Raw genomic sequence first — 19,993 nt, 5'->3', positions numbered from 1 at the left:
CAAAGCGCCAGAACTAAACCACGGACGGAAAAATAACAATGCATATGCAATTGTTTAGGTTTAGTTGACGAGGTGGAGGTTTATCGAATTTTCGGCGGATGCCTCCCGGTTGGTATCAATCACGACCGTAAGTTCTTCTATGTAAAACAGAGGGGTGACTCTCTGCACAAACGGAAGAATATGATTGAACAAAAGAGATAAATATGAAAAAAGGGGCAAGTAAGCCCCGTGCTTTCTTGTTCCCTTTTTAGGGAGGAACAAATTTATGTGCGGAATTGTAGGTTATATCGGAAATCAAGACTCTAAAGAGATTTTGTTAAAGGGACTAGAAAAGCTCGAGTATCGTGGATATGATTCAGCGGGGATTGCGGTTATCAATGATGAAGGTGTTCATGTTTTTAAAGAAAAAGGACGTATTTCAATCCTTCGTAATGCAGTAGACCAAAATGTATTTGCGATGGCTGGGATTGGACACACTCGTTGGGCAACCCACGGAGCGCCAAGTAAAATGAATGCACATCCTCATCAAACATCTTCTGGACGATTCACTCTTGTCCATAATGGTGTGATCGAAAACTACACACAACTTAAGGATGAGTATTTACAAAATGTTGAGATGAAAAGCGATACTGATACTGAAGTCATTGTTCAAGTAATAGAGCAATTTGTCAATCAAGGTCTCGAAGTAGAAGAAGCTTTTCGAAAGACATTAGGTACTCTCAAAGGATCTTATGCAATTGCGATGCTCGATGAGCAAAACAACGAAGTGATCTATGTTGCGAAAAACAAAAGCCCTTTACTTGTTGGGCTTGGCACACACTTTAATGTTGTAGCAAGTGATGCTATGGCAATGCTACAAGTAACAGATCAATATATCGAGTTGATGGATAAGGAAATCGTGATCGTTAAAAGAGATTCTGTTACAATTAAAAATTTAGCGGGTGAAATCATCAACCGTGACGCATATACAGCAGAGCTAGATGCAAGTGACATTGAAAAGGGAACTTACCCACATTATATGCTAAAAGAGATCGATGAACAGCCACTTGTCATGAGAAAAATCATTCAAGAATATCAAACGGAAAGTGGTAAGTTAGTGATTGACCCTAGTATTCTTGAAGCAATGAAGGAAGCGGACCGCATCTATATCATCGCTGCTGGAACGAGCTATCACGCAGGTCTTGTTGGAAAGCAATTCATTGAAAAAATTTCGCATATCCCTGTTGAGGTTCATATTGCTAGCGAATTTTCGTACAATATGCCATTACTAACAGATAAACCATTATTCATCTTCATTTCACAAAGTGGTGAAACAGCAGACAGCCGTGCAGTTTTAGTGCGTGTAAAAGAATTGGGTCACAAATCCATTACGATTACAAATGTACCAGGTTCGACACTTTCAAGAGAGGCTGACTTTACATTGTTACTTCATGCTGGACCAGAAATTGCCGTTGCTTCAACAAAAGCGTATACAGCTCAGTTGGCGGTTCTAGCTATCCTTGCATATGTAACAGCCGAATCAAAGGGCATAAAGCAAAACATGGATCTTGTTAAAGAGCTTGGTATCATTGCAAACAGTATGGAAGCACTTTGTGGTGATAAAGAAGTCATGGAAGCCATCGCGTGGGAGTACATGACAACAACGCGCAACTGCTTTTTCATTGGTCGTGCAATCGACTACTTTGTTGGATTAGAGGGCGCCCTAAAGCTAAAAGAAATCTCCTATATACAAGCAGAAGGATTTGCTGGAGGAGAATTAAAGCACGGAACAATTGCCTTGATTGAAGAAGGAACACCGATAATTGCCCTTTCTACACAAGAGCATGTCAACCTAAGCATTCGTGGAAATGTAAAAGAGGTAGTCGCACGTGGTGCGCATCCTTGTATTATTTCGATGAAAGGCTTAGAAACAGAGGAGGACCGTTATGTTCTTCCAGCTGTTCATGAACTATTAACACCATTAATTTCTGTTATTCCATTGCAACTAATCTCTTATTACGCAGCACTACACCGCGACTGTGATGTCGATATGCCACGTAACTTAGCAAAGAGCGTAACGGTGGAATAACTTGTTGTTACTTACCTGCTAAAAAGTCGGTATCCAAACAGTAAGGAAGCGGGAAGAGTAGCAGGCAGTCTACTATATAACCAATCGCTATTCAATCGGTTTTTTAATAAAAAATTAATATTATATCGGGGCGGGTCCAGTAGGACTACGTTCCTTTTTTTTTGTTCAATAACTTCACAAATTAATTCTATTCAGTAGATTTTCCTCAATGTATAACCCGTAGAGTTCAGTTCCTTTTCAATATTTTCTTTACCTTTCTTCAATCTGACGGCAAAGAATTTTTTGCAGTGGAGTTACCCTTATTCAAAGTGAGGATGGTTGTAGGAAAATTACTGTTTAGTATGAGTTCTAAAGTTGGAAATCGTTCATAAACTAAACTACTTTTAATCTTAAACAAGGAAGTTAATTAAGCTGACTTTTCCTTGTTTAAGTGAAAAAAAGTAATTGACAAAAGCAAAAAATGGGAGTGTTTTTAGGGAATTTAAAATTACATATTTCCGAGCACCTTTTATTCGCTGAATCTGTATTGAGCGGGGGAAACAATTCGATAGCTTTGTCTATCTTGGGGTGAATCTTACTTTGTAAGAGGGGATACTCTCTTTCTCTAATCCGACAGCTAACCTCGTAAGCGTTACGAGTATTACCAGAGGGAAAGGTCAACAGGGTTACCCTAAGGCCATTCTTATGTGTCATGGTCCTTTTTTCATGCTCTATATAGCGGATCTTTCAGTGTGTTTGTTGGGAAGTAGAAGGAGGGGATTGGATTAATTTCTTGGAGATATAATTATTCATTAGGAAAACATCCATGAAGAAGTTCTAAGGAAAAAGTTCGGAATTAATGACAAACGGGTCATTAAAACGATTGAATTAATGATAGACAAGTGAACTATGAACTTTTTCTTCCTATTCCTATAACCTCTATTGACCACTTTGGTCATTTTTGTTAAAGTGTAAATGACCATATCGGTCATGAAGGTATGGTAGAAAGGGGAGCATCATCATTAATTCATTATTTAACAGCTTAAAATCTGATAAACAGAAACGTATTATTAATGCCGCATTAAAGGAATTTGCTCAAAGTGGTTTTGAAAAATCATCAACAAATGAAATTGTAAAAGAGGCAAAAATCTCTAAAGGTTCATTATTTAACTATTTTAATAGTAAGAAGGATCTTTATTTATATTTAATGGAGTACAGTGTTCAAGTTATCGAGACAATCTATGAACAAATAGATTTTAATGAAACCGATATTTTTAAAAGGATAGAAAAATTAGGATTAAAAAAACTACAAATACAAAAGAAATATCCTAAAGTTTTTGATTTTCTAATTTCATTAACCCATGAGGAATCGGAAGAAGTGAAGGACGACATCAATCAAAGAGTGAACTCTATTTTTGATGTGGGGATTGTAAAAATATATGAAAATATAGACTACTCCAAATTTCGTGAGGATATCGACATTCAAAAAACAATTGAAATTATAAATTGGACGATGTTTGGATTTGGGCAAAAAGCGATCAATCAATTAAATACCTTTGAGGAAGTTGGAGAGGGATATCTTAAAGAATGGGAGAGCTATTCTAACATACTAAAGAATTGTTTTTACAAATAAGGAGGATGAGGTATGGGCGTATTGGAGGTTATCAATCTATCGAAGAAGTTTGGGAAGTTTACAGCCCTAGACGGAGTTAATTTCGAAGTGGGTAGTGGGGAGGTTTTTGGGTTTATTGGACCCAATGGAGCTGGTAAATCAACGACAATACGAGTAATATTAGGTATTTTAAAGGCAACTGAAGGGGAAGTTAAGATTTTTGGTAAGGATGCTTGGAATGATGCAGTTGAAATTCATAAGAGATTGGCATATGTACCAGGTGATGTTAATTTATGGCCAAACCTAACTGGTGGGGAGGTCATTGACTTATTTGTTAAATTACGAGGTGGAAATAATAAGAGCAGGAGAGAAGAGCTGATTAATATATTTGATCTAGACCCCACCAAGAAATGCAGAACGTATTCTAAAGGGAATAGACAAAAGGTTGCGTTAATTGCAGCATTTTCATCAGATGCCGATTTGTATATCTTAGATGAACCAACCTCGGGACTGGACCCGTTGATGGAACAAGTATTTCAAGAGTGTGTGATGGAGGTTAAAAACCAAGGTAAAAGTGTACTTCTTTCTAGTCACATCCTTTCTGAAGTGGAAAAATTATGTGATAGGGTCGGAATTATTCGTAAAGGCCAAATAATAGAAACTGGATCCTTAGATGAACTTCGTCACCTAACTCGTACACATATCCTTGTTAAGACAAAGAAGCCCATTTCATCATTAAACGAATTACAAGGAATTCATGAAGTAGAAGAAACAAATAAAGGTTTGACATTCCAGGTTGATACGGAAGAACTGGATAATGCTATTAGATATATTAGTCAGTTTGGAATTATAAAGTTGGAAAGTGCACCACCGACTCTTGAAGATTTATTTATGCGTCATTATGAAAGCAATGATAAAGCAGAAGGGAAAGTAACGGGAGGTGTCCGTTAGTGAATCTAAATATATTTGCTAACACAGGAAAGTTATCGCGGTTTATTCTGCGTCTTGACCGTATAAGAGCCCCGTTATGGATAATTGGTTTGATGTTCTTTACCTTAATCGTACCTCCTGCTTTTGAAAATTTATATGAAACGCAACAGGAAAGAGATGCCATAACTGAAACAATGGCAAATCCAGCTATTACTGCTATGTTAGGGACTGGTGATTTCGATAATTATACAACTGGAGCAATGACAGCCCATAATATGTTAGTAATGACTGCGGTAATTGTAGGGCTAATGGCTATTTTACTTGTCACCCGACATACGAGGGCAGATGAAGAAGATGGTCGTATTGAAATGATCCGTTCCTTACCATCAGGCCGACTTTCTTACTTAAATGCTACATTAGTTGTAACAAGTGGGACGTTTATTGTTTTGGCACTACTAATAAGTATTGGGTTATATGGACTTGGAATTGAAAGTATGGAATTAGGAGGTTCCTTCCTTTATGGTGCTGTTTTAGGTGGGACGGGGTTAGTTTTTGCAGGAGTTACAGCGGTTTTTGCCCAACTTACAGAAAGTTCCCGGGTTACGATTGGATGGTCGGTTGCTATACTGATCTTTTTCTATCTATTTAGGGCTATTACGGATATAAGTAACGAAGCCTTATCATGGCTTTCTCCATTAGGATGGGTAATAAAAGCTGAAGTATATTCATCTAATAATTGGACGCCGATATTCCTAATGTTGGTTGTTTCTCTCGTATTGTTTATATTAGCAAACTATTTAAATAGTGTACGTGATTTGGAGCAAGGATTTATAGCTTCTAAACCAGGGAGGAGATATGCCACTCGTCTATTGCAAAGTCCAATTGGGTTAGCATTTCGATTACAGCGGACAGAGTTTATATCGTGGGCAATTGGGTTGTATGTGCTCGGTGCCTCCTATGGATCTATATTTGGTGATTTAGAATCGTTTTTTGAAGGAAATGAAACGTATCAACAAATGTTACAACAAGCAGAAGGGGCTTCCATAGTAGAACAATTTATTCCAACATTAATGATCGTTATTTCTCTTTTAGCAACAGTTCCTCCAGTTATGGCTATGAATAAACTGCGCAGTGAAGAGAAAAAAGGCCGTTTAGAGCATTTATTAGGTAGGGCTGTCTCTAGGACAAAGCTTATAGGCTCATATGTAATTCTAGCAGTTGTGAATGGTTTTGTTATGATCGCACTTAGTGCTCTTGGTCTATGGTCTGCTGCAGCATCAGTAATGGAGGAAGGTCTTGAACTCGGAATGATCTTCAGTGCAGCCTTTGTATTTTTTCCAGCCATGCTTGTTATGATTAGTATCGCTGCATTTTTAAATGGATTTCTACCAAGGTTGACCCATATGGTTTGGTTCTATTTTCTTTATTCATTCTTTGTCCTATATTTAGGGAACTTGATGCAATTTCCAGATTGGGTGGGGCAACTTTCTCCATTTGGGCATGTTCCACAAGTACCTATAGAGGAAGCAACTTTTATGCCATTATTCTTATTAAGTATTATTGCTGTAGGGTTAATCCTTATCAGCTTTGTTGGCTTTCGAAAGCGTGATATATAATAAGCAAAGAAGAGTAGCGGGAGATTTAATATGTACTCGATCGTTTTTAAATAGATTCTTTAACCATAATCAATTCGGGACGGGTCCAGTAGGACTTCGTCCCTGTTTTTTTATTCAGGATACCTTTTCAACTTCTTGTTCTTAGCAACTTCAGGATGTCTCATATCGTTCCTTATAGAACGGGTGAACACAGGATAGTAATAAAAGATGTTCTTTTAGTCTCATTTTCCACATTTTTCTTATATCTGTTCCGTTTGGAGAACGGACCTATTAACAGAGAAAGATAATGATTGAGTATACTGTCTGGATAAGGGGATTCATTCGAAAAACTAGTCGTTTGGAAGCATAAAAAAATAAGTGGTCGTTAACATTAAAAATATCCTTATTATAAGGTTTTCCACCGTTAGAATAAGGATGAGTAGAGTTAAAAAAGTTTTGACATAGAGTATTTGGACAAAATTAGTTCTACTTTCGATTGTTTGAAAGCGTTTAATTCTCTAAGATTAATATATCAGTACTATGATTTTGAAAGGAAGTGGGTCAAATGACTCAACAAGATAGAGGTATAAAAGTTCGCGTTCAGAAGTTCGGTAACTTTTTAAGCTCTATGGTAATGCCGAATATTGGCGCGTTTATAGCATGGGGGCTAATTACAGCACTTTTTATAGAAGCAGGATGGTTCCCGAATGAGGAATTAGCTTCATTAGTAGACCCAATGGTAAAATATTTATTACCATTATTAATCGGTTATACTGGAGGTAAACTGGTATATGACACTCGTGGGGGTGTCGTTGGGGCGATTGCAACAATGGGGGTTATTGTTGGTGCTGAAATACCAATGTTCCTCGGAGCAATGGTTATGGGTCCTATTGGAGGATGGGTCATCAAAAAATTTGACTCATTAATCGAAGGTAAAATTAAAACTGGCTTTGAAATGCTAGTGAATAACTTTTCTTCTGGTATTCTAGGTGGCTTACTTGCGATCCTTTCCTTCTTGTTAGTAGGACCTGGAGTAAGCGTACTTACAGGATGGTTAGTAACTGGTGTCGAATGGATGTTAGGGGTAGGAGTTCTTCCTTTAACAAGCATTCTCATTGAACCAGCAAAAATATTGTTCTTAAATAATGCCATAAATCATGGTGTATTATCACCAATCGGGATAGAGCAAGTGAAACAAACTGGCGCATCTATCTTATTCTTATTGGAAGCTAACCCTGGACCTGGTATCGGTGTTCTTTTAGCATATTGCTTCTTTGGAAGAGGTACAGCTAAGCAAACAGCACCTGGTGCTAGTATCATTCATTTCTTTGGTGGTATTCATGAAATCTACTTCCCATATGTGTTAATGAATCCTTTGTTATTTATAGCAGTTATTTTAGGAGGAATTAGTGGAGTATTCACACTTTCTGTCCTTGGTGGCGGTTTAGTGGCACCATCTTCACCTGGTAGTATTCTTGCTATTCTTGCTGTAACACCTGCAGGTAACTATTTTGCTAATATTGCTGGTGTCGTTGTGGCAGCTGTTGTTTCACTTGTTATTTCTTCAATCGTATTAAAAACAAGTAAAGGAAAAGAAGAAAGTATTGAAGAGGCATCACGAAAAATGCAGGAAATGAAAGGTAAGAAAAGTAGTGTGGCAAGTACACTAAGTACTGCTGAAGTTGCGAATGGGGAAATCAAACCGAAAGATATCAACCATATTATCTTTGCATGTGATGCTGGTATGGGATCAAGTGCTATGGGAGCTTCTTTATTAAGGAAAAAAGTAAAAGAAGCTGGATTAAATATGAAGGTTACTAATACAGCTATAAGTAATCTTCCTAGTGATGCAAAACTAGTTATAACACAAGAGGAACTAACACCTCGTGCAAAACAAAAAGTACCAAATGCGTATCATATTTCAGTGGACAATTTCTTATCAAGTCCAAAATATGATGAATTGATCCATCGTCTAAAAACAGAAGACGTTTTGGAAGAAAAATCATTAAATGAAGAAGTAAATGAAACATCATCAACGAATCAAGAAGTTCTTAGAAAAGAAAACATCTTCTTAAATAAAAAGTTCTCCTCTAAGGAAGAAGCAATTCGATTTGCAGGAAGGGTTCTGGTAGATGGTGGTTATGTAGAAGAATCGTATATCGAAGCGATGATTGAGAGAGATAATATGACTACTACCTATATGGGTAACGATGTAGCGATCCCTCATGGAACAGATGAAGCAAAGAAAAGTGTTAAAAAATCAGGTGTTACGATTATTCAAGTTCCAGAAGGTATTGATTATGATGGACAAAAAGTTCGTTTGATATTTGGAATTGCTGGTAAAGAAGGAGGACATTTAGAAATATTGTCTGCAATTGCGATTACATGTTCTGAAATGGAAAATGTTGAAAAAATGGCAAATGCTAAGACAGTAGATGAAATCCTAAGTATTATCGGAGCTTCCTTTGAGAAATAAGTTAAGTAAGAAAGATGCAAACATGCATCTTTCTTCTTCCATTTTTATGAATAATATCAATCATTTATAGAATGAAATTGATTGAAAAGAGTTGATGAAAATGATGATGACATCAAGGGAGAAGGCAATTATTGACCTAATGGTGAAAAAAGGTGGGAAGCATTCAATCTCTTCCATTGCTGAATTTCTACATGTCAGTACAAGAACAATTCAAAGGGATTTAAAAAGCATAGAAAAGATTCTAAAAAAGTTCGACTTATCGGTAGAAAATGATAACGGATTAACAATTTTAGGTACTAACAATAACTTTTATAGACTGATCCAAGAGTTAAATAAAATTAATCCAATTGATTTTTCGTTAGAAGAAAGAAGGTTACTTGCTTATACCAAACTATTAGATGCAGAAGGACCTATAAAACTACCTTCCTTAGCAAACGAGTTAGGCATATCAATTACAACTTTGGGGACGGACTTAGATGAGTTGATGGTGTGGTTGAAAACCTATGATATCAAGCTTCATCGAAAAAAAGGCGTCGGGGTTGAAATTATTGGATCGGAAGAAGATAAAAGAAATGCCTTAGTAAGTTTTTTACTCATTCATTTTAATGAAGAATTGATTGAGAGCTTATTTTTGCTTTCGAACGACAGGTTACAAAATGATAAAATTTTATTTTACCTTAATAAGGATGATTTAAAGATAATCGATAAAGTTGTCTATTCTTACATAAATCAATCACCATTTAAATTAGCAGATAGTGATTATATTGCGTTCATTATTCATATTTGTATATCTTTACAAAGGATTAAAAAGGGATATACGCTTTCCATAAATAAATATGATTTTACTCTCAATAAGAACTCTGAGGAATTTTCTCTATTGAATAAGATATGTGATGATCTAGCCAATTACTTTTCAATCGAGCTAAACAATCATGAAATCTCCTATTTTGTATCTATTTTAAGAGGTTCAAAAATTGTCGAGCCCGAGAATACGTATTATGATCAAATTCTTATTAGTCGCTCCGTTAAGAAATTGATTCATGATGTCTCCGAGCAATTGAATGTTGACTTATCAGCAGATTTCCCTTTGTTTCAAGGACTTATGGCTCATATGGAACCGACAATTTACCGTATGAATAAAGGGGTGTCTCATTTTAATCCCTTAACAGAAGAAATTAAACAAAAATATCCTCTTTTATTTATGGCGGTTGAGAAAAGTGTGAATGAGGTATTTGCTAACCTGTCATTTTCTGATAGTGAAATAGCCTATATTGTACTGCACTTTGGATCAGCATTGGAGTTGAAAAAAGAGGAGGTTAAGGTTCACGCTTTAATCATTTGTCCTACTGGCATTGGCACTTCAAAGATGCTGGCAAGTCGAATAAAAAAAGAAATTCCAGAAATTACATCAAGCGATATTATCTCGTTAAAAGAAATGCATACGATTGATTGGAGTCAATATCAAGTCATTGTTTCTACTGTCCTGCTCCCCTTACAGGAGAATCTTGAATATGTTTATGTAAATCCACTCTTACACGAAAAAGATGTACAGGAAATTCAATCTTATATACGAACTCATGTTCAGAATATCACTAAAAATGTTAGTTATTCATCGGAAAGAAATGAGGTCAATCAAAAAGAGACTCAAAAGCAACGAACTTCTCTTTATACCTTTATGGAAGAGGTTGATATCTGTCAGAAGAGTATTCGTACTCTCTTACGAAACTTTTCTTTACACAATATGAAAAATGAAACCACCTATGATTCACTCATTAAAAAGATGCTGGGATTCGAAAGGGAAAAAGGGAGTATCACAAAGGTAGAAGATGTGTTTCATCAACTAAAGCTTCGTGAAGCAAAAGGAGGATTAGGGATTCCTCAAACTGGTTTTGCTCTCTTTCATTGCCGACATGAGAGTGTAAAAGAAATCAGTTTTCAAATCGCAAATGTAGAGTCTCCATACAGGCTAATAGGCATGGATGGTAAGGAAATGGATGTCTATACGATTCTCTTGCTCATTGCTCCACAAACTTTAAATAATCTTGAGTTGGAAATAATAAGCTTGGTAAGTACGATTATTGTTGAAAACAAGGAAAATATGATGGTTTTTTCTTCTGCTAATGAAAGGATAATTCGGGCAAAGTTAGAAGAAGCATTTTTGAACTTTATACAAGATAAATTTGGAAGGGATTGAGTTATTGTGAAAAAAGTAGTGCATTTTGGTGCTGGAAATATCGGTAGAGGCTTTATTGGAGCTTTGTTTTCACAAGCAGGTTATCACGTAACGTTTGTTGACATAGCAGATGCGATTATTGATCAATTAAATAAAGACAAAGCTTATAAAGTGATTACAGCAGAAGATACTCCTCAAGTATCAGAAATTAAACATGTATCTGGATTAAACAATATGAAGCAAGAAGAAAGTGTCGTTAAAGAAATTGAGGAAGCAACGTACATCACAACAGCTATAGGTCCAAATATATTACCACATATTGCTCCATTAATTGCAAAAGGCTTGCAATCTAGAGTGAACGTTACAGATGAACCTGTATATGTCATTGCTTGCGAAAACCAAATATCCGCAACAGACTTATTAAAAGGCTATATTCAAAAGGGGCTTACTCAAGACGAAGTTGAAAAAATGGAGAACAACGTCTATTATTTTAACTCAGCAGTTGATCGGATCGTTCCAATACAAAATAATAAAAACCCTCTTGATGTTGTAGTAGAACCATACTATGAGTGGATCGTTGAAACAACTATGGATATCCCAGAAGTTGAAGGAATGACGAAAGTTGCAGATTTAGCACCATATATCGAGAGAAAATTATTTACAGTGAATACTGGACATGCTGTAACCGCATATTTCGGTTATTTGGAAGGTAAAGAAACCATTGACCAAACACTGAATGATCCAAGTATCTATAAGAAAGTTAAGGCAACGATTGAAGAAACAGGAGCTTACTTAACGAAACGTTACCAATTAGATGAAGAAGAGCATCAAAAGTATATTGAGAAAATAATTGGCCGTTTTCAAAATAAACATTTACATGATAATGTCACTCGTGTAGGTCGCTCACCGATCCGTAAACTAGGACCAAATGACAGATTAGTAAAACCAATGGTAGAAGCTCAAAAGCTAGGCTTATCATTCCACAACTTAGCAAGTGCTGTAGCCGCTTGTCTTTTATTCGACGTTCAAGATGATCCAGAATCAGTGGAATTACAAAAAATGATTCAAGATCAAGGTATAGCATATGTGTTAAAAGAAATTTGTCAATTAGACGAATCAAATGAAATAACAAAAGTAATTATTGAGCAATATGAGTCTATTAAAGGATAAGAGTATAAAAAGGCTGGATCTTAAAAGATCCAGCTTTTTAATTTTTATTCTGGATAAAAGATAATCATGTAGAATCTAACCAGCTCTTCTGTTGTGTTTATATAAATATGTTCAGTATCTGCATTAAATTTGATAGCCTCGTTTGAATTTAGTTTAACCTCAACCCCTTGAAGATTAAGAGTAAGCGTCCCTTTTTGTATAACTATATATTCCTCACCTATATGCTTTTCAGATATATGGCTAATCCCAGGTTTCAATTCTATCGTGAATACCTCAAATTTTCTTTCTGGATGAAAAGGAAAGATAGAATACACTAAATAATTTCCGTCATCATCAATGACTGGGTTCAGTTCATTCATATTTATTTTTTCAAAATGAGGCTTATCCGTTTCCTTTAGAAAAGCTGAAAAGGAGACTTGCAGCCCATTCGCTATTTTCCAAAGCGTAGTAACAGTTGGATTTGATTTTCCATTTTCAATTTGAGCTAACATTGCCTTACTAACACCCGTCAGTTCTGACATGCTATCTAAGCTTAACCCTCTATTTTTTCTTATATTGGCAAGATTAGTTGAGATAACATTTTGAATGTAATCCATAAAAAAAACTCCTTGACTCTTGTTTGTATTCAATATAACATACGATTAAACAACATAACAGACAAAAGTGTAATATATCATACAAAAGGTGGATAACGATGAATGTATTAGCAACTCAAATAAATAAGGAAGAGAGTATCCCAACTTTTTCTCAAGGTGTAAAAGATTGTGTACCAACACTAATTGGTTATGTCTCAATTGGAATTGCGATGGGGATTGTTGGAGCATCCTCTAATTTAAGTATTCTAGAGGTTGCGTTGCTATCAATCTTAGTCTACGCAGGGGCAGCTCAATTTATCATTTGTGCCTTGCTAGTAGCAGGAAGTCCTTTTTCTGTCATTGTATTTACAACGTTTATAGTGAATTTACGTCACTTTTTATTAAGTATGACATTAGCCCCTCACTTTACGAAGTATTCATTAATGAAAAATATCGGGTTTGGAACCCTTTTAACAGATGAGTCATTCGGTGTTGCTGCGAATAAGATTGCGAAAAGAGAAACGATTAGCGACCGCTGGATGAATGGGTTAAATCTAACTGCTTACACTTTCTGGATTTTATCTTGTACGTTAGGTGCTGTCTTTGGTAAATGGATTTCAAATCCAGAAGTTTTAGGATTAGACTTTTCTTTAACAGCTATGTTTCTAGCACTGCTAGTTTTGCAGTTAGAGAGCATGGAAAAAAGTAAATTGAAGTTTTATTTATCACTCATTGTATACGTCATACTATCCATGTTGGTGCTCTGTATGTTTGTTCCTTCCTATATAGCGATTCTCTTATCAACAATTATTGTTGCAACGATTGGGACGGTGAAGGACAAATGAGTTTGGATATATCAATATTATTGATCATTCTAGGTGGGGCAATTGTTACTTTTCTTCCGAGAGTAATTCCATTTATGGTCATTAGAAATATAGGGCTACCGAAAATTGTAATCAAATGGCTTTCTTTTATTCCGATTTGTATATTTGCAGCACTAATCGTAGATAGCTTTATCATTCAAGATGAAACATCCTTATTATCGATTGATTGGAGAGTCCTTACAGCTATTATCCCAACCCTCATCATCGCTCTTTGGACAAAAAGTTTGTCCATTACAGTGATAGTAGGGGTAATAAGTATGGCAACCGTTCGATTTTTGTTTTAATGGTATCAAAGGAGCGAAGAGGATGAATAAGAAAATAGAGCTATTGAAGTGGATGTTAGAAATCAATCTAAATAAGACAAGAGACCTCTTCTGCAAAAATATTGAAACATGCCATTGCCTATACTGTGAAAATTATATAGAAGCAAGTAAGTTTTTCGAACCAGCCGTTATGGAGGTATTTCATGCGTTAGGAATTAATGCGTCTAAGCCCAGCCATTTATCGGAGTTTGGCGAAATAGAAAATGGACTATATCTGTATATGGGGAGTTATCATTTAGTTGGTAAATTAATAGAAGGGGAGTATTGTACAGACTCTAAATGGAAAGATAACAATACAGCCAGAGTTGAAAACTTCACGTTCGGCTTCAATCAAGAGTTAACATTTGTACATGATGATTTTCCAAAGCCTGTTTTACAATTGGATTTCGAAGCCCGAATCCCTTGGGTGTTGAGTGAAAAGCCAGAGGATGAATAGAAGGGTAATAGAATTAATCATACTAGTAACAATATATTCCTTGTTCACCAATATAGGGAAATAAGAGGGGGTACTTGTCCCTTATATCGATTTAATATTATGATACTCATATAAAGAAAGGAGATGTTGTATGATGTGTAACAACCATAAAGCTGAGATTGTCGTAAATAGGGAGGGTTGTGCGAACTAAATTCATGCATAGAACCTCCCAAAGGCTCCAATCGAAACTTTAGGAGGAAATGAAATTGAATAAAATTAATATGAAAAATATAGGACTTACTGATCAATTGATTCAGGAGTCACAACAATATAAAGACCTTTTTATTGGTCGAGTTTCATCGCAATACAAAAATGTCTATAAGGTTATGACCGAAAATGGCGAGATAAACGCTGAAATATCAGGAAAATTCCACTATCGCGTTGAGGATCTTTCTAGTTTTCCAGCTGTTGGCGATTTTGTGATGGTTGATCGGACAGAAAATATAATGGGAAATGGGATTATTCATCAAGTTCTAAAACGAAAAAGTATTTTTGCTCGAAAAGTGTCAGGTTCAAAGGAAGATTCGCAAGTTGTCGCTACAAATATTGATACTGTATTTATTTGTATGTCTTCGAATCATGATTTTAATCTTCGTAGACTTGAACGCTACCTTTCGATCGCATGGGATAGCGGGGCAATGCCAGTTGTAGTCCTAACAAAGTCGGATCTATGTACGGATATAGAACAAAGGGTTAACGATATCTCGTCAATCGCAATAGGTGTGGAAGTGCATATTACTACAAGTACGACTAACGATGGTCAACATTCATTAGAAAGATATCTTTCTAATGGCCAGACAGTTGCATTTATCGGTTCGTCTGGTGTTGGAAAATCAACCTTAATTAATCGTTTACTAGGTCAAGATGTACTAGATACAAGTGATGTTAGAAATGACGATAAGGGAAGACATACGACGACAAGGCGTGAACTCATCATGTTGCCTGGAACAGGTGTTGTGATTGACACACCAGGTATGCGCGAGATAGGTTTAGTTCGTGCCGATTTTTCAAAATCGTTCGCTGATATTGAAGAATTAGCCTTTGATTGTAGATTTAATGATTGTACACATAGTACTGAACCGAAGTGTGCTGTACAAAAAGCCATTAAGGATGGATTGTTGTCTACTGAGAGATTAGAAAGCTATCGAAAATTGAAAAAGGAAACAAAGTATGAAGGCTTGAATTCCAAGAAAATAGAAAAAGAAAAGCTCAATCATATGTTTAAAGAAATGGGCGGCATGAAAAATGCAAGGAAGTTTTTGAAAGAGCAAAAAAACAAAAAAAGTAGATAACTAATAAGAAGGACACGGGGTTATACCGTGTCCTTCTTACATATTCTTTTTCTTGTTATATCCTTTTTCCCCATATGGTTGAAGCTGATTTAACCATTTGATTTCTAGTTCCTGTAAGGCTTCTTTCTCATTAAAATACGGATCGTCCTTCTTTTTTAGTGTTTCTAATTTATCAATACTGAATGCTCCTGCACCATATTGATTCCAGTCTTCTTGGAGTTCCTTATTTGTAGGAGAGAATGCACCAGCTTCTAAACTAAATTTTAGCCCATTTAATGTTTTAAAATTTCTTGTACTTCCAATGTATAGTTTTCCATTTTGATTATTTTTAATTTGGAAAACACCACCTTCAATCGGGGTTTCCTTATAGATTTGTTTTAACGTTTTTTTTCGGTCCATTATTGACACTCACTTTCGTTCATTATTTTACTATAGGGTCACGGAACCTCATTCTTAGTTACACTTTATGATTTAAGCCAGTATTGACTTCCATCAGATTTTCTTTCAAGGAATCCATAATCGATTAAGTATCTTCGAATTAATACGTAATCATCATAAATCTCTTCTAAAATCTTATTGATTTCCTCCTCGGAATAAGGAATATTCCTTTCGAACCGCTTCGTCAATTCCCGCAGTATAATAAGCCTTTGCTTTTCTTTCGACGGGAATTTTGTTAAACGGCCATTTATCCCATCAGGTAAAAACTTTTGAATAAATTTTTGCTGTTCCTCTTCCGTCACAACATACCGATCATCAATCATAGTTGCCGTTTTATGTGGCGGGACAAATGCAGGCGCATACTGGTCCTTTTCTTTTAAAAGCTCCATCAACGCTAAGAAGGTCTTTGCTTGACGCTCTTTTTCCTTTAATGCAAAACGATGATGCCTAATTGTAGAGGTACTTCCAATCCCCATCTCAGATTGTACTTCTTTATCACTTTTCCCCTGATAGAAAAGACGAAGTAGTTGATTTTGATGGTCGGTAAGTCCTGTAAGTTTCTTATCAAGACCGATTAAATAATGGAATACTGAATGATGGGCATCCTCGATATGCATACGCATATACCTTTGGGCTTCATAAAGGACTCCTTCGTGAGGATAAATGATTCCTTTTTCTACTTTCTTTCCACATAAGAGACAAATAAATGAATCCGAGTCTTGAATATATCCTTGTTTAAGTTCATTCAATGAAGCATTCCAAAAATGTTCTGAAATATCCAATGTTTAAACACATCCAATCAACGTTTAATTTAGAGCTAACAAATCGAAATAACGTTTAGTATATAACAAACATATTATTATAAAGTTTAGGTGCTGTCAAATTAACACTTAAACAATATGTAATAGTGTTTGTTATTAATTAAACGAAAATTAATGATGTTTGTTTTTTTGTATTCTGGAACGGGACAATTCAGTGTAAGTGTGGAATTCCTGTCCCCTTCTTCTGTTCCTTGACATATTTTCATTAAAGGAATACCATATATCCTATATTCGAGATATTTAAATTCGAGATAAAAAAATTTAATATCACTTGATTAATCAAATTATCTATGCGAATGGAAAAGAGGGTTAAGTTGTAATGGGGAACTGGGAAATAGACAAATTGCATTCTACAGTTGGTTTTGAAGTAAAACATCTGATGATTTCAAAGGTAAGAGGTTTATTTGATTCCTTTACAGCTGTGATAGAGGCAGAGGACTTAACTGATTTAACAGGGGCAAAGATTGACTTCAAATTTGATGTGCATAGTATTAACACTCGTAACCAAGAACGCGATAAACACTTAAAATCAGCAGACTTCTTCGACGTTCAAAATTATCCAACAGCTGATTTCAAATCTACCAAAATTACAAAAAATAATGATCGGTTTGAAGTGACTGGTGACCTAACGATTAAAGATGTAACAACACAAGTGACATTCGATGTTGAGTTCGGTGGCAAAGCTAAAAACCAACAAGGAATAGAAGTTTATGGTTATGAAGCTGAAGCGAAGATTAACCGTGAGGAATTCGGTCTTACCTGGAATGCGGCAGTAGAAACGGGAGGAGTGCTCGTTGGCAAAGAGGTAAAAATCAAAGTTGAATTGGAATTAAACCAGCCAAACTGTGTATATTCAAATACCTCTATCATGAACGGTAAATCGATAGATGAAAATAATCAAATAAATAATGAAACAATAAACAATGATGTTCACAAGCTGGTTACCGAAAACCTAACAGATCTAGTGGCGATTATCAATAGGAGCGGGACTATTCAATATGTGAATCCATCATTTAAAACAGTATTAAATGATGATGTTTCTTTACTTCAAAAGAGTAACTTTTTTGAAAAAATCCATCATGATGACCAGGTTTATTTAAAAAAAGAATTATTCTCTTTTTCAAAAAAAACCATAAAAAAGGCATTAAAGGTCGAGTTTCGACTCCAGCATAAAGAGGGACATTCTATCGATGTTGAGGCAACTATCAAAAGTCTTAATGAACCTTCATTTTCAAAAAACGAATTATTGTTAATCACCATGCGCGATATAAGTGAACGAAAAGAAATAGAAAAATCCATATATCAACTAGCATTTTATGATTCTTTGACAAATCTTCCAAATCGAAGATCGTTAATGAATCAACTCCGCAATGAAGTCATGAATCAAAATCAATCCAGGTCTAAACTGTCTGTATTATTTATTGATCTTGATAATTTTAAGCAAATTAATGATCAATGGGGACATGACACAGGAGACCTTGTACTTATAGAAGCAGCCAAGAGAATTCTCTCTGTTATTCGTCCAACAGATATAGCAGCTCGATTGGGTGGAGATGAATTTGTAGTCATGTTAAAAGATATGGAACATGAAGATGATGCCATTGAAATTGTACAAAGGATATTAAATCAATTTCAAAACCCTATTACCGTAACTGGTCAAAATTTTTCAGTTACCAGCAGTATAGGGGTTGCTCACTATCCTAAACACGGGGAAACACCAGAAGATTTGATTAAGAATGCAGACATAGCACTTTACTATGTAAAAGAAAGTAGTAAAAATGATTTTTTTGTTTTCAATCAAGTTATGGAACATCAATCATTAGAACGTCGAATCCTTGAAAATGCACTAAGACAAGGGATTAAAGATAAACAATTTTTCCTAGAGTATCAACCAAAAATGAACATGTCTACGAATGAGCTAATTGGAATGGAAGCACTTGTTAGATGGAATCATCCTGAGTTAGGTATTATTTCTCCAGGAAAGTTTATTTCATTGGCAGAAGAAACGGGGTTAATCGTCCCACTGGGTGATTGGATACTAAGAGAAAGTGTTCGACAAACAATAGCATGGCAAGAAAAGGGTTATCCGCCGATCATGTTATCTGTCAATGTTTCGGTTCGTCAGTTGGAGGATGTTCATTTTATAAATACAATTAAAACTATTTTACAGGAAACTGGATTAGACCCAAAGTGGCTTGAATTAGAAATTACAGAAAGTGTATTAGCTGATGCCAAAAATACGATTTCTATTTTAAAGGAAATTCAAGATCTAGGCATCCATATTTCTGTCGATGATTTTGGAACGGGCTATAGTTCCCTAAGTTATCTAAAAGAACTTCCAATAAATACGTTAAAGATTGATCGCTCGTTTGTAAAAGATATTCATACAAATAAAGAAAGTAAAGAAATTGCAAAAGCAATTATAAACTTGGCTACTTCAATTGGACTAAACGTGATTGCTGAAGGAGTGGAACTTAAGGAGCATGTTGAAGAGTTAAGTAAAGATTGCTCTATACTTGGGCAAGGTTATTATTATAGTCGCCCATTAAAGGTAACAGCATTTGAAGATTATATGACAAAGATTCATGTAGCGATATAAAAGGAAATCTATTTTATTCGCAATAAAGGTATCTTTGATTCGAGGTACCTTTATTGCGTTCTTATCAATTGAGTAGTTAAGAAATTGTTACAAAAGGAGTGATATTGACGCATTGAAGAAAAATACTCGAGGTTCACTAATTTGGCTACGGATCACTCGCTTCACTCATCAAAGTAACTTGCTATCTAATGATTTTTTAAAACAGTATAATCTAACAACTGCTCAATTTGATGTGTTAATGCAAATTTCAACATACGAACCTTTAACTCAAAGTGAGCTTGCTGAGAAAGTTACGGTGACGCAGGGCGGTATTTCACGTATGCTATCCCGTCTTGAAAAAGAAGACCTTATTGAACGAAAGCAAGATTGGAAAACAAAAACCATTTCATTAACGAAAAAAGGAAGAGAAAAACTAGATCATGCGTTTGATGCGCAGCTTGCTTTTCAATCCTCTTTCTTTGATGAATGTTTATCTAACGAAGAACAAAAAATATTATATAATCTTATCTCGCGTGTACAAAAAAATAGTGAAGAAAAAATAATGAAGAATAGATAATTTTTTTATTATGTCACTTGATTAGTA

The 19,993-nt window shown here is 35.4% G+C and carries 16 protein-coding genes, 1 pseudogene and 1 riboswitch; of the genes and pseudogenes, 14 read left to right on the top strand and 3 right to left on the bottom strand.

Translation table 11 applies throughout. The features are described 5' to 3' along the window. The first annotated feature begins 265 nt into the window (after positions 1 to 265). The 8 genes and pseudogenes from glmS to ACWPVE_RS07980 all read left to right on the top strand — a co-directional run bounded on the left by glmS (position 266) and on the right by ACWPVE_RS07980 (position 12,003). Complete coding sequence (gene glmS, locus ACWPVE_RS08015) at positions 266 to 2,068, top strand: glutamine--fructose-6-phosphate transaminase (isomerizing) (RefSeq protein ID WP_453992326.1); 1,803 nt, start codon at positions 266 to 268, stop codon at positions 2,066 to 2,068. Between the two features lie 503 nt (positions 2,069 to 2,571). Beyond that, positions 2,572 to 2,713, top strand: a riboswitch (cyclic di-AMP (ydaO/yuaA leader). Between the two features lie 349 nt (positions 2,714 to 3,062). Further along, positions 3,063 to 3,239: pseudogene (locus tag ACWPVE_RS08010) on the top strand (TetR/AcrR family transcriptional regulator); the annotation flags it as partial. Positions 3,240 to 3,254: 15 nt separating this feature from the next. Continuing rightward, the gene (locus tag ACWPVE_RS08005; protein WP_453992324.1) at positions 3,255 to 3,680 is read left to right on the top strand and encodes a hypothetical protein; all 426 of its coding nucleotides are present in this window, start codon (positions 3,255 to 3,257) and stop codon (positions 3,678 to 3,680) included. Between the two features lie 12 nt (positions 3,681 to 3,692). After that, positions 3,693 to 4,610 (top strand): ABC transporter ATP-binding protein, encoded by a 918-nt coding sequence (locus ACWPVE_RS08000; RefSeq protein WP_453992322.1) that lies wholly within the window; start codon positions 3,693 to 3,695, stop codon positions 4,608 to 4,610. Further along, positions 4,610 to 6,205, top strand: coding sequence for an ABC transporter permease (locus tag ACWPVE_RS07995; protein ID WP_453992320.1), 1,596 nt, complete (start codon positions 4,610 to 4,612; stop codon positions 6,203 to 6,205). The genes ACWPVE_RS08000 and ACWPVE_RS07995 overlap by 1 nt, the downstream gene beginning before the upstream one ends. A gap of 544 nt (positions 6,206 to 6,749) precedes the next feature. Further along, a complete protein-coding gene (locus tag ACWPVE_RS07990; protein WP_453992318.1) occupies positions 6,750 to 8,660 on the top strand; it encodes a PTS mannitol transporter subunit IICBA in 1,911 nt (636 codons plus the stop codon). Positions 8,661 to 8,760: 100 nt separating this feature from the next. After that, complete coding sequence (locus ACWPVE_RS07985; RefSeq protein ID WP_453992316.1) at positions 8,761 to 10,854, top strand: BglG family transcription antiterminator; 2,094 nt, start codon at positions 8,761 to 8,763, stop codon at positions 10,852 to 10,854. Positions 10,855 to 10,860: 6 nt separating this feature from the next. Continuing rightward, complete coding sequence (locus tag ACWPVE_RS07980; RefSeq protein ID WP_453992314.1) at positions 10,861 to 12,003, top strand: mannitol-1-phosphate 5-dehydrogenase; 1,143 nt, start codon at positions 10,861 to 10,863, stop codon at positions 12,001 to 12,003. A gap of 44 nt (positions 12,004 to 12,047) precedes the next feature. Here ACWPVE_RS07980 and ACWPVE_RS07975 read toward each other — a convergent pair whose 3' ends face one another. Next, positions 12,048 to 12,599 (bottom strand): helix-turn-helix domain-containing protein, encoded by a 552-nt coding sequence (locus tag ACWPVE_RS07975; protein ID WP_453992312.1) that lies wholly within the window; start codon positions 12,597 to 12,599, stop codon positions 12,048 to 12,050. 98 nt (positions 12,600 to 12,697) lie between these two features. Between ACWPVE_RS07975 and ACWPVE_RS07970 the strand changes: the two genes are divergently transcribed. The 4 genes from ACWPVE_RS07970 to rsgA all read left to right on the top strand — a co-directional run bounded on the left by ACWPVE_RS07970 (position 12,698) and on the right by rsgA (position 15,552). Further along, positions 12,698 to 13,423 carry an AzlC family ABC transporter permease gene (locus ACWPVE_RS07970; protein WP_453992310.1) on the top strand — a complete coding sequence of 242 codons (726 nt, stop codon included), beginning with the start codon at positions 12,698 to 12,700 and terminating at the stop codon, positions 13,421 to 13,423. Next, complete coding sequence (locus ACWPVE_RS07965) at positions 13,420 to 13,746, top strand: AzlD domain-containing protein (protein ID WP_453992308.1); 327 nt, start codon at positions 13,420 to 13,422, stop codon at positions 13,744 to 13,746. Before ACWPVE_RS07970 ends, ACWPVE_RS07965 begins: the two co-directional genes overlap by 4 nt. A gap of 22 nt (positions 13,747 to 13,768) precedes the next feature. Continuing rightward, on the top strand, positions 13,769 to 14,221 hold the full coding sequence (locus ACWPVE_RS07960) for a hypothetical protein (protein WP_453992306.1): 453 nt from the start codon (positions 13,769 to 13,771) through the stop codon (positions 14,219 to 14,221). A gap of 245 nt (positions 14,222 to 14,466) precedes the next feature. Continuing rightward, complete coding sequence (rsgA, locus tag ACWPVE_RS07955) at positions 14,467 to 15,552, top strand: ribosome small subunit-dependent GTPase A (protein WP_453992304.1); 1,086 nt, start codon at positions 14,467 to 14,469, stop codon at positions 15,550 to 15,552. Positions 15,553 to 15,588: 36 nt separating this feature from the next. Here the strand turns inward: rsgA and ACWPVE_RS07950 are convergent, their stop codons facing one another. Together ACWPVE_RS07950 and ACWPVE_RS07945 are read right to left on the bottom strand one after the other, a co-directional pair. Next, positions 15,589 to 15,951: a GIY-YIG nuclease family protein gene (locus ACWPVE_RS07950; RefSeq protein ID WP_453992302.1), complete on the bottom strand. Its 363-nt coding sequence runs from the start codon at positions 15,949 to 15,951 to the stop codon at positions 15,589 to 15,591. A 65-nt stretch (positions 15,952 to 16,016) separates the two neighbouring features. Further along, positions 16,017 to 16,772: a DUF2087 domain-containing protein gene (locus tag ACWPVE_RS07945; protein WP_453992300.1), complete on the bottom strand. Its 756-nt coding sequence runs from the start codon at positions 16,770 to 16,772 to the stop codon at positions 16,017 to 16,019. Between the two features lie 358 nt (positions 16,773 to 17,130). Between ACWPVE_RS07945 and ACWPVE_RS07940 the strand changes: the two genes are divergently transcribed. After that, on the top strand, positions 17,131 to 19,410 hold the full coding sequence (locus tag ACWPVE_RS07940; protein ID WP_453992298.1) for an EAL domain-containing protein: 2,280 nt from the start codon (positions 17,131 to 17,133) through the stop codon (positions 19,408 to 19,410). Between the two features lie 112 nt (positions 19,411 to 19,522). Next, a complete protein-coding gene (locus ACWPVE_RS07935) occupies positions 19,523 to 19,966 on the top strand; it encodes a MarR family winged helix-turn-helix transcriptional regulator (protein ID WP_453992296.1) in 444 nt (147 codons plus the stop codon). Positions 19,967 to 19,993: the final 27 nt, after the last annotated feature.

Source organism: Bacillus nitroreducens (assembly GCF_964021195.1).
Note: the sequence above shows the minus strand (reverse complement) of the source record. Positions and strands in the feature narration are given on the sequence as shown.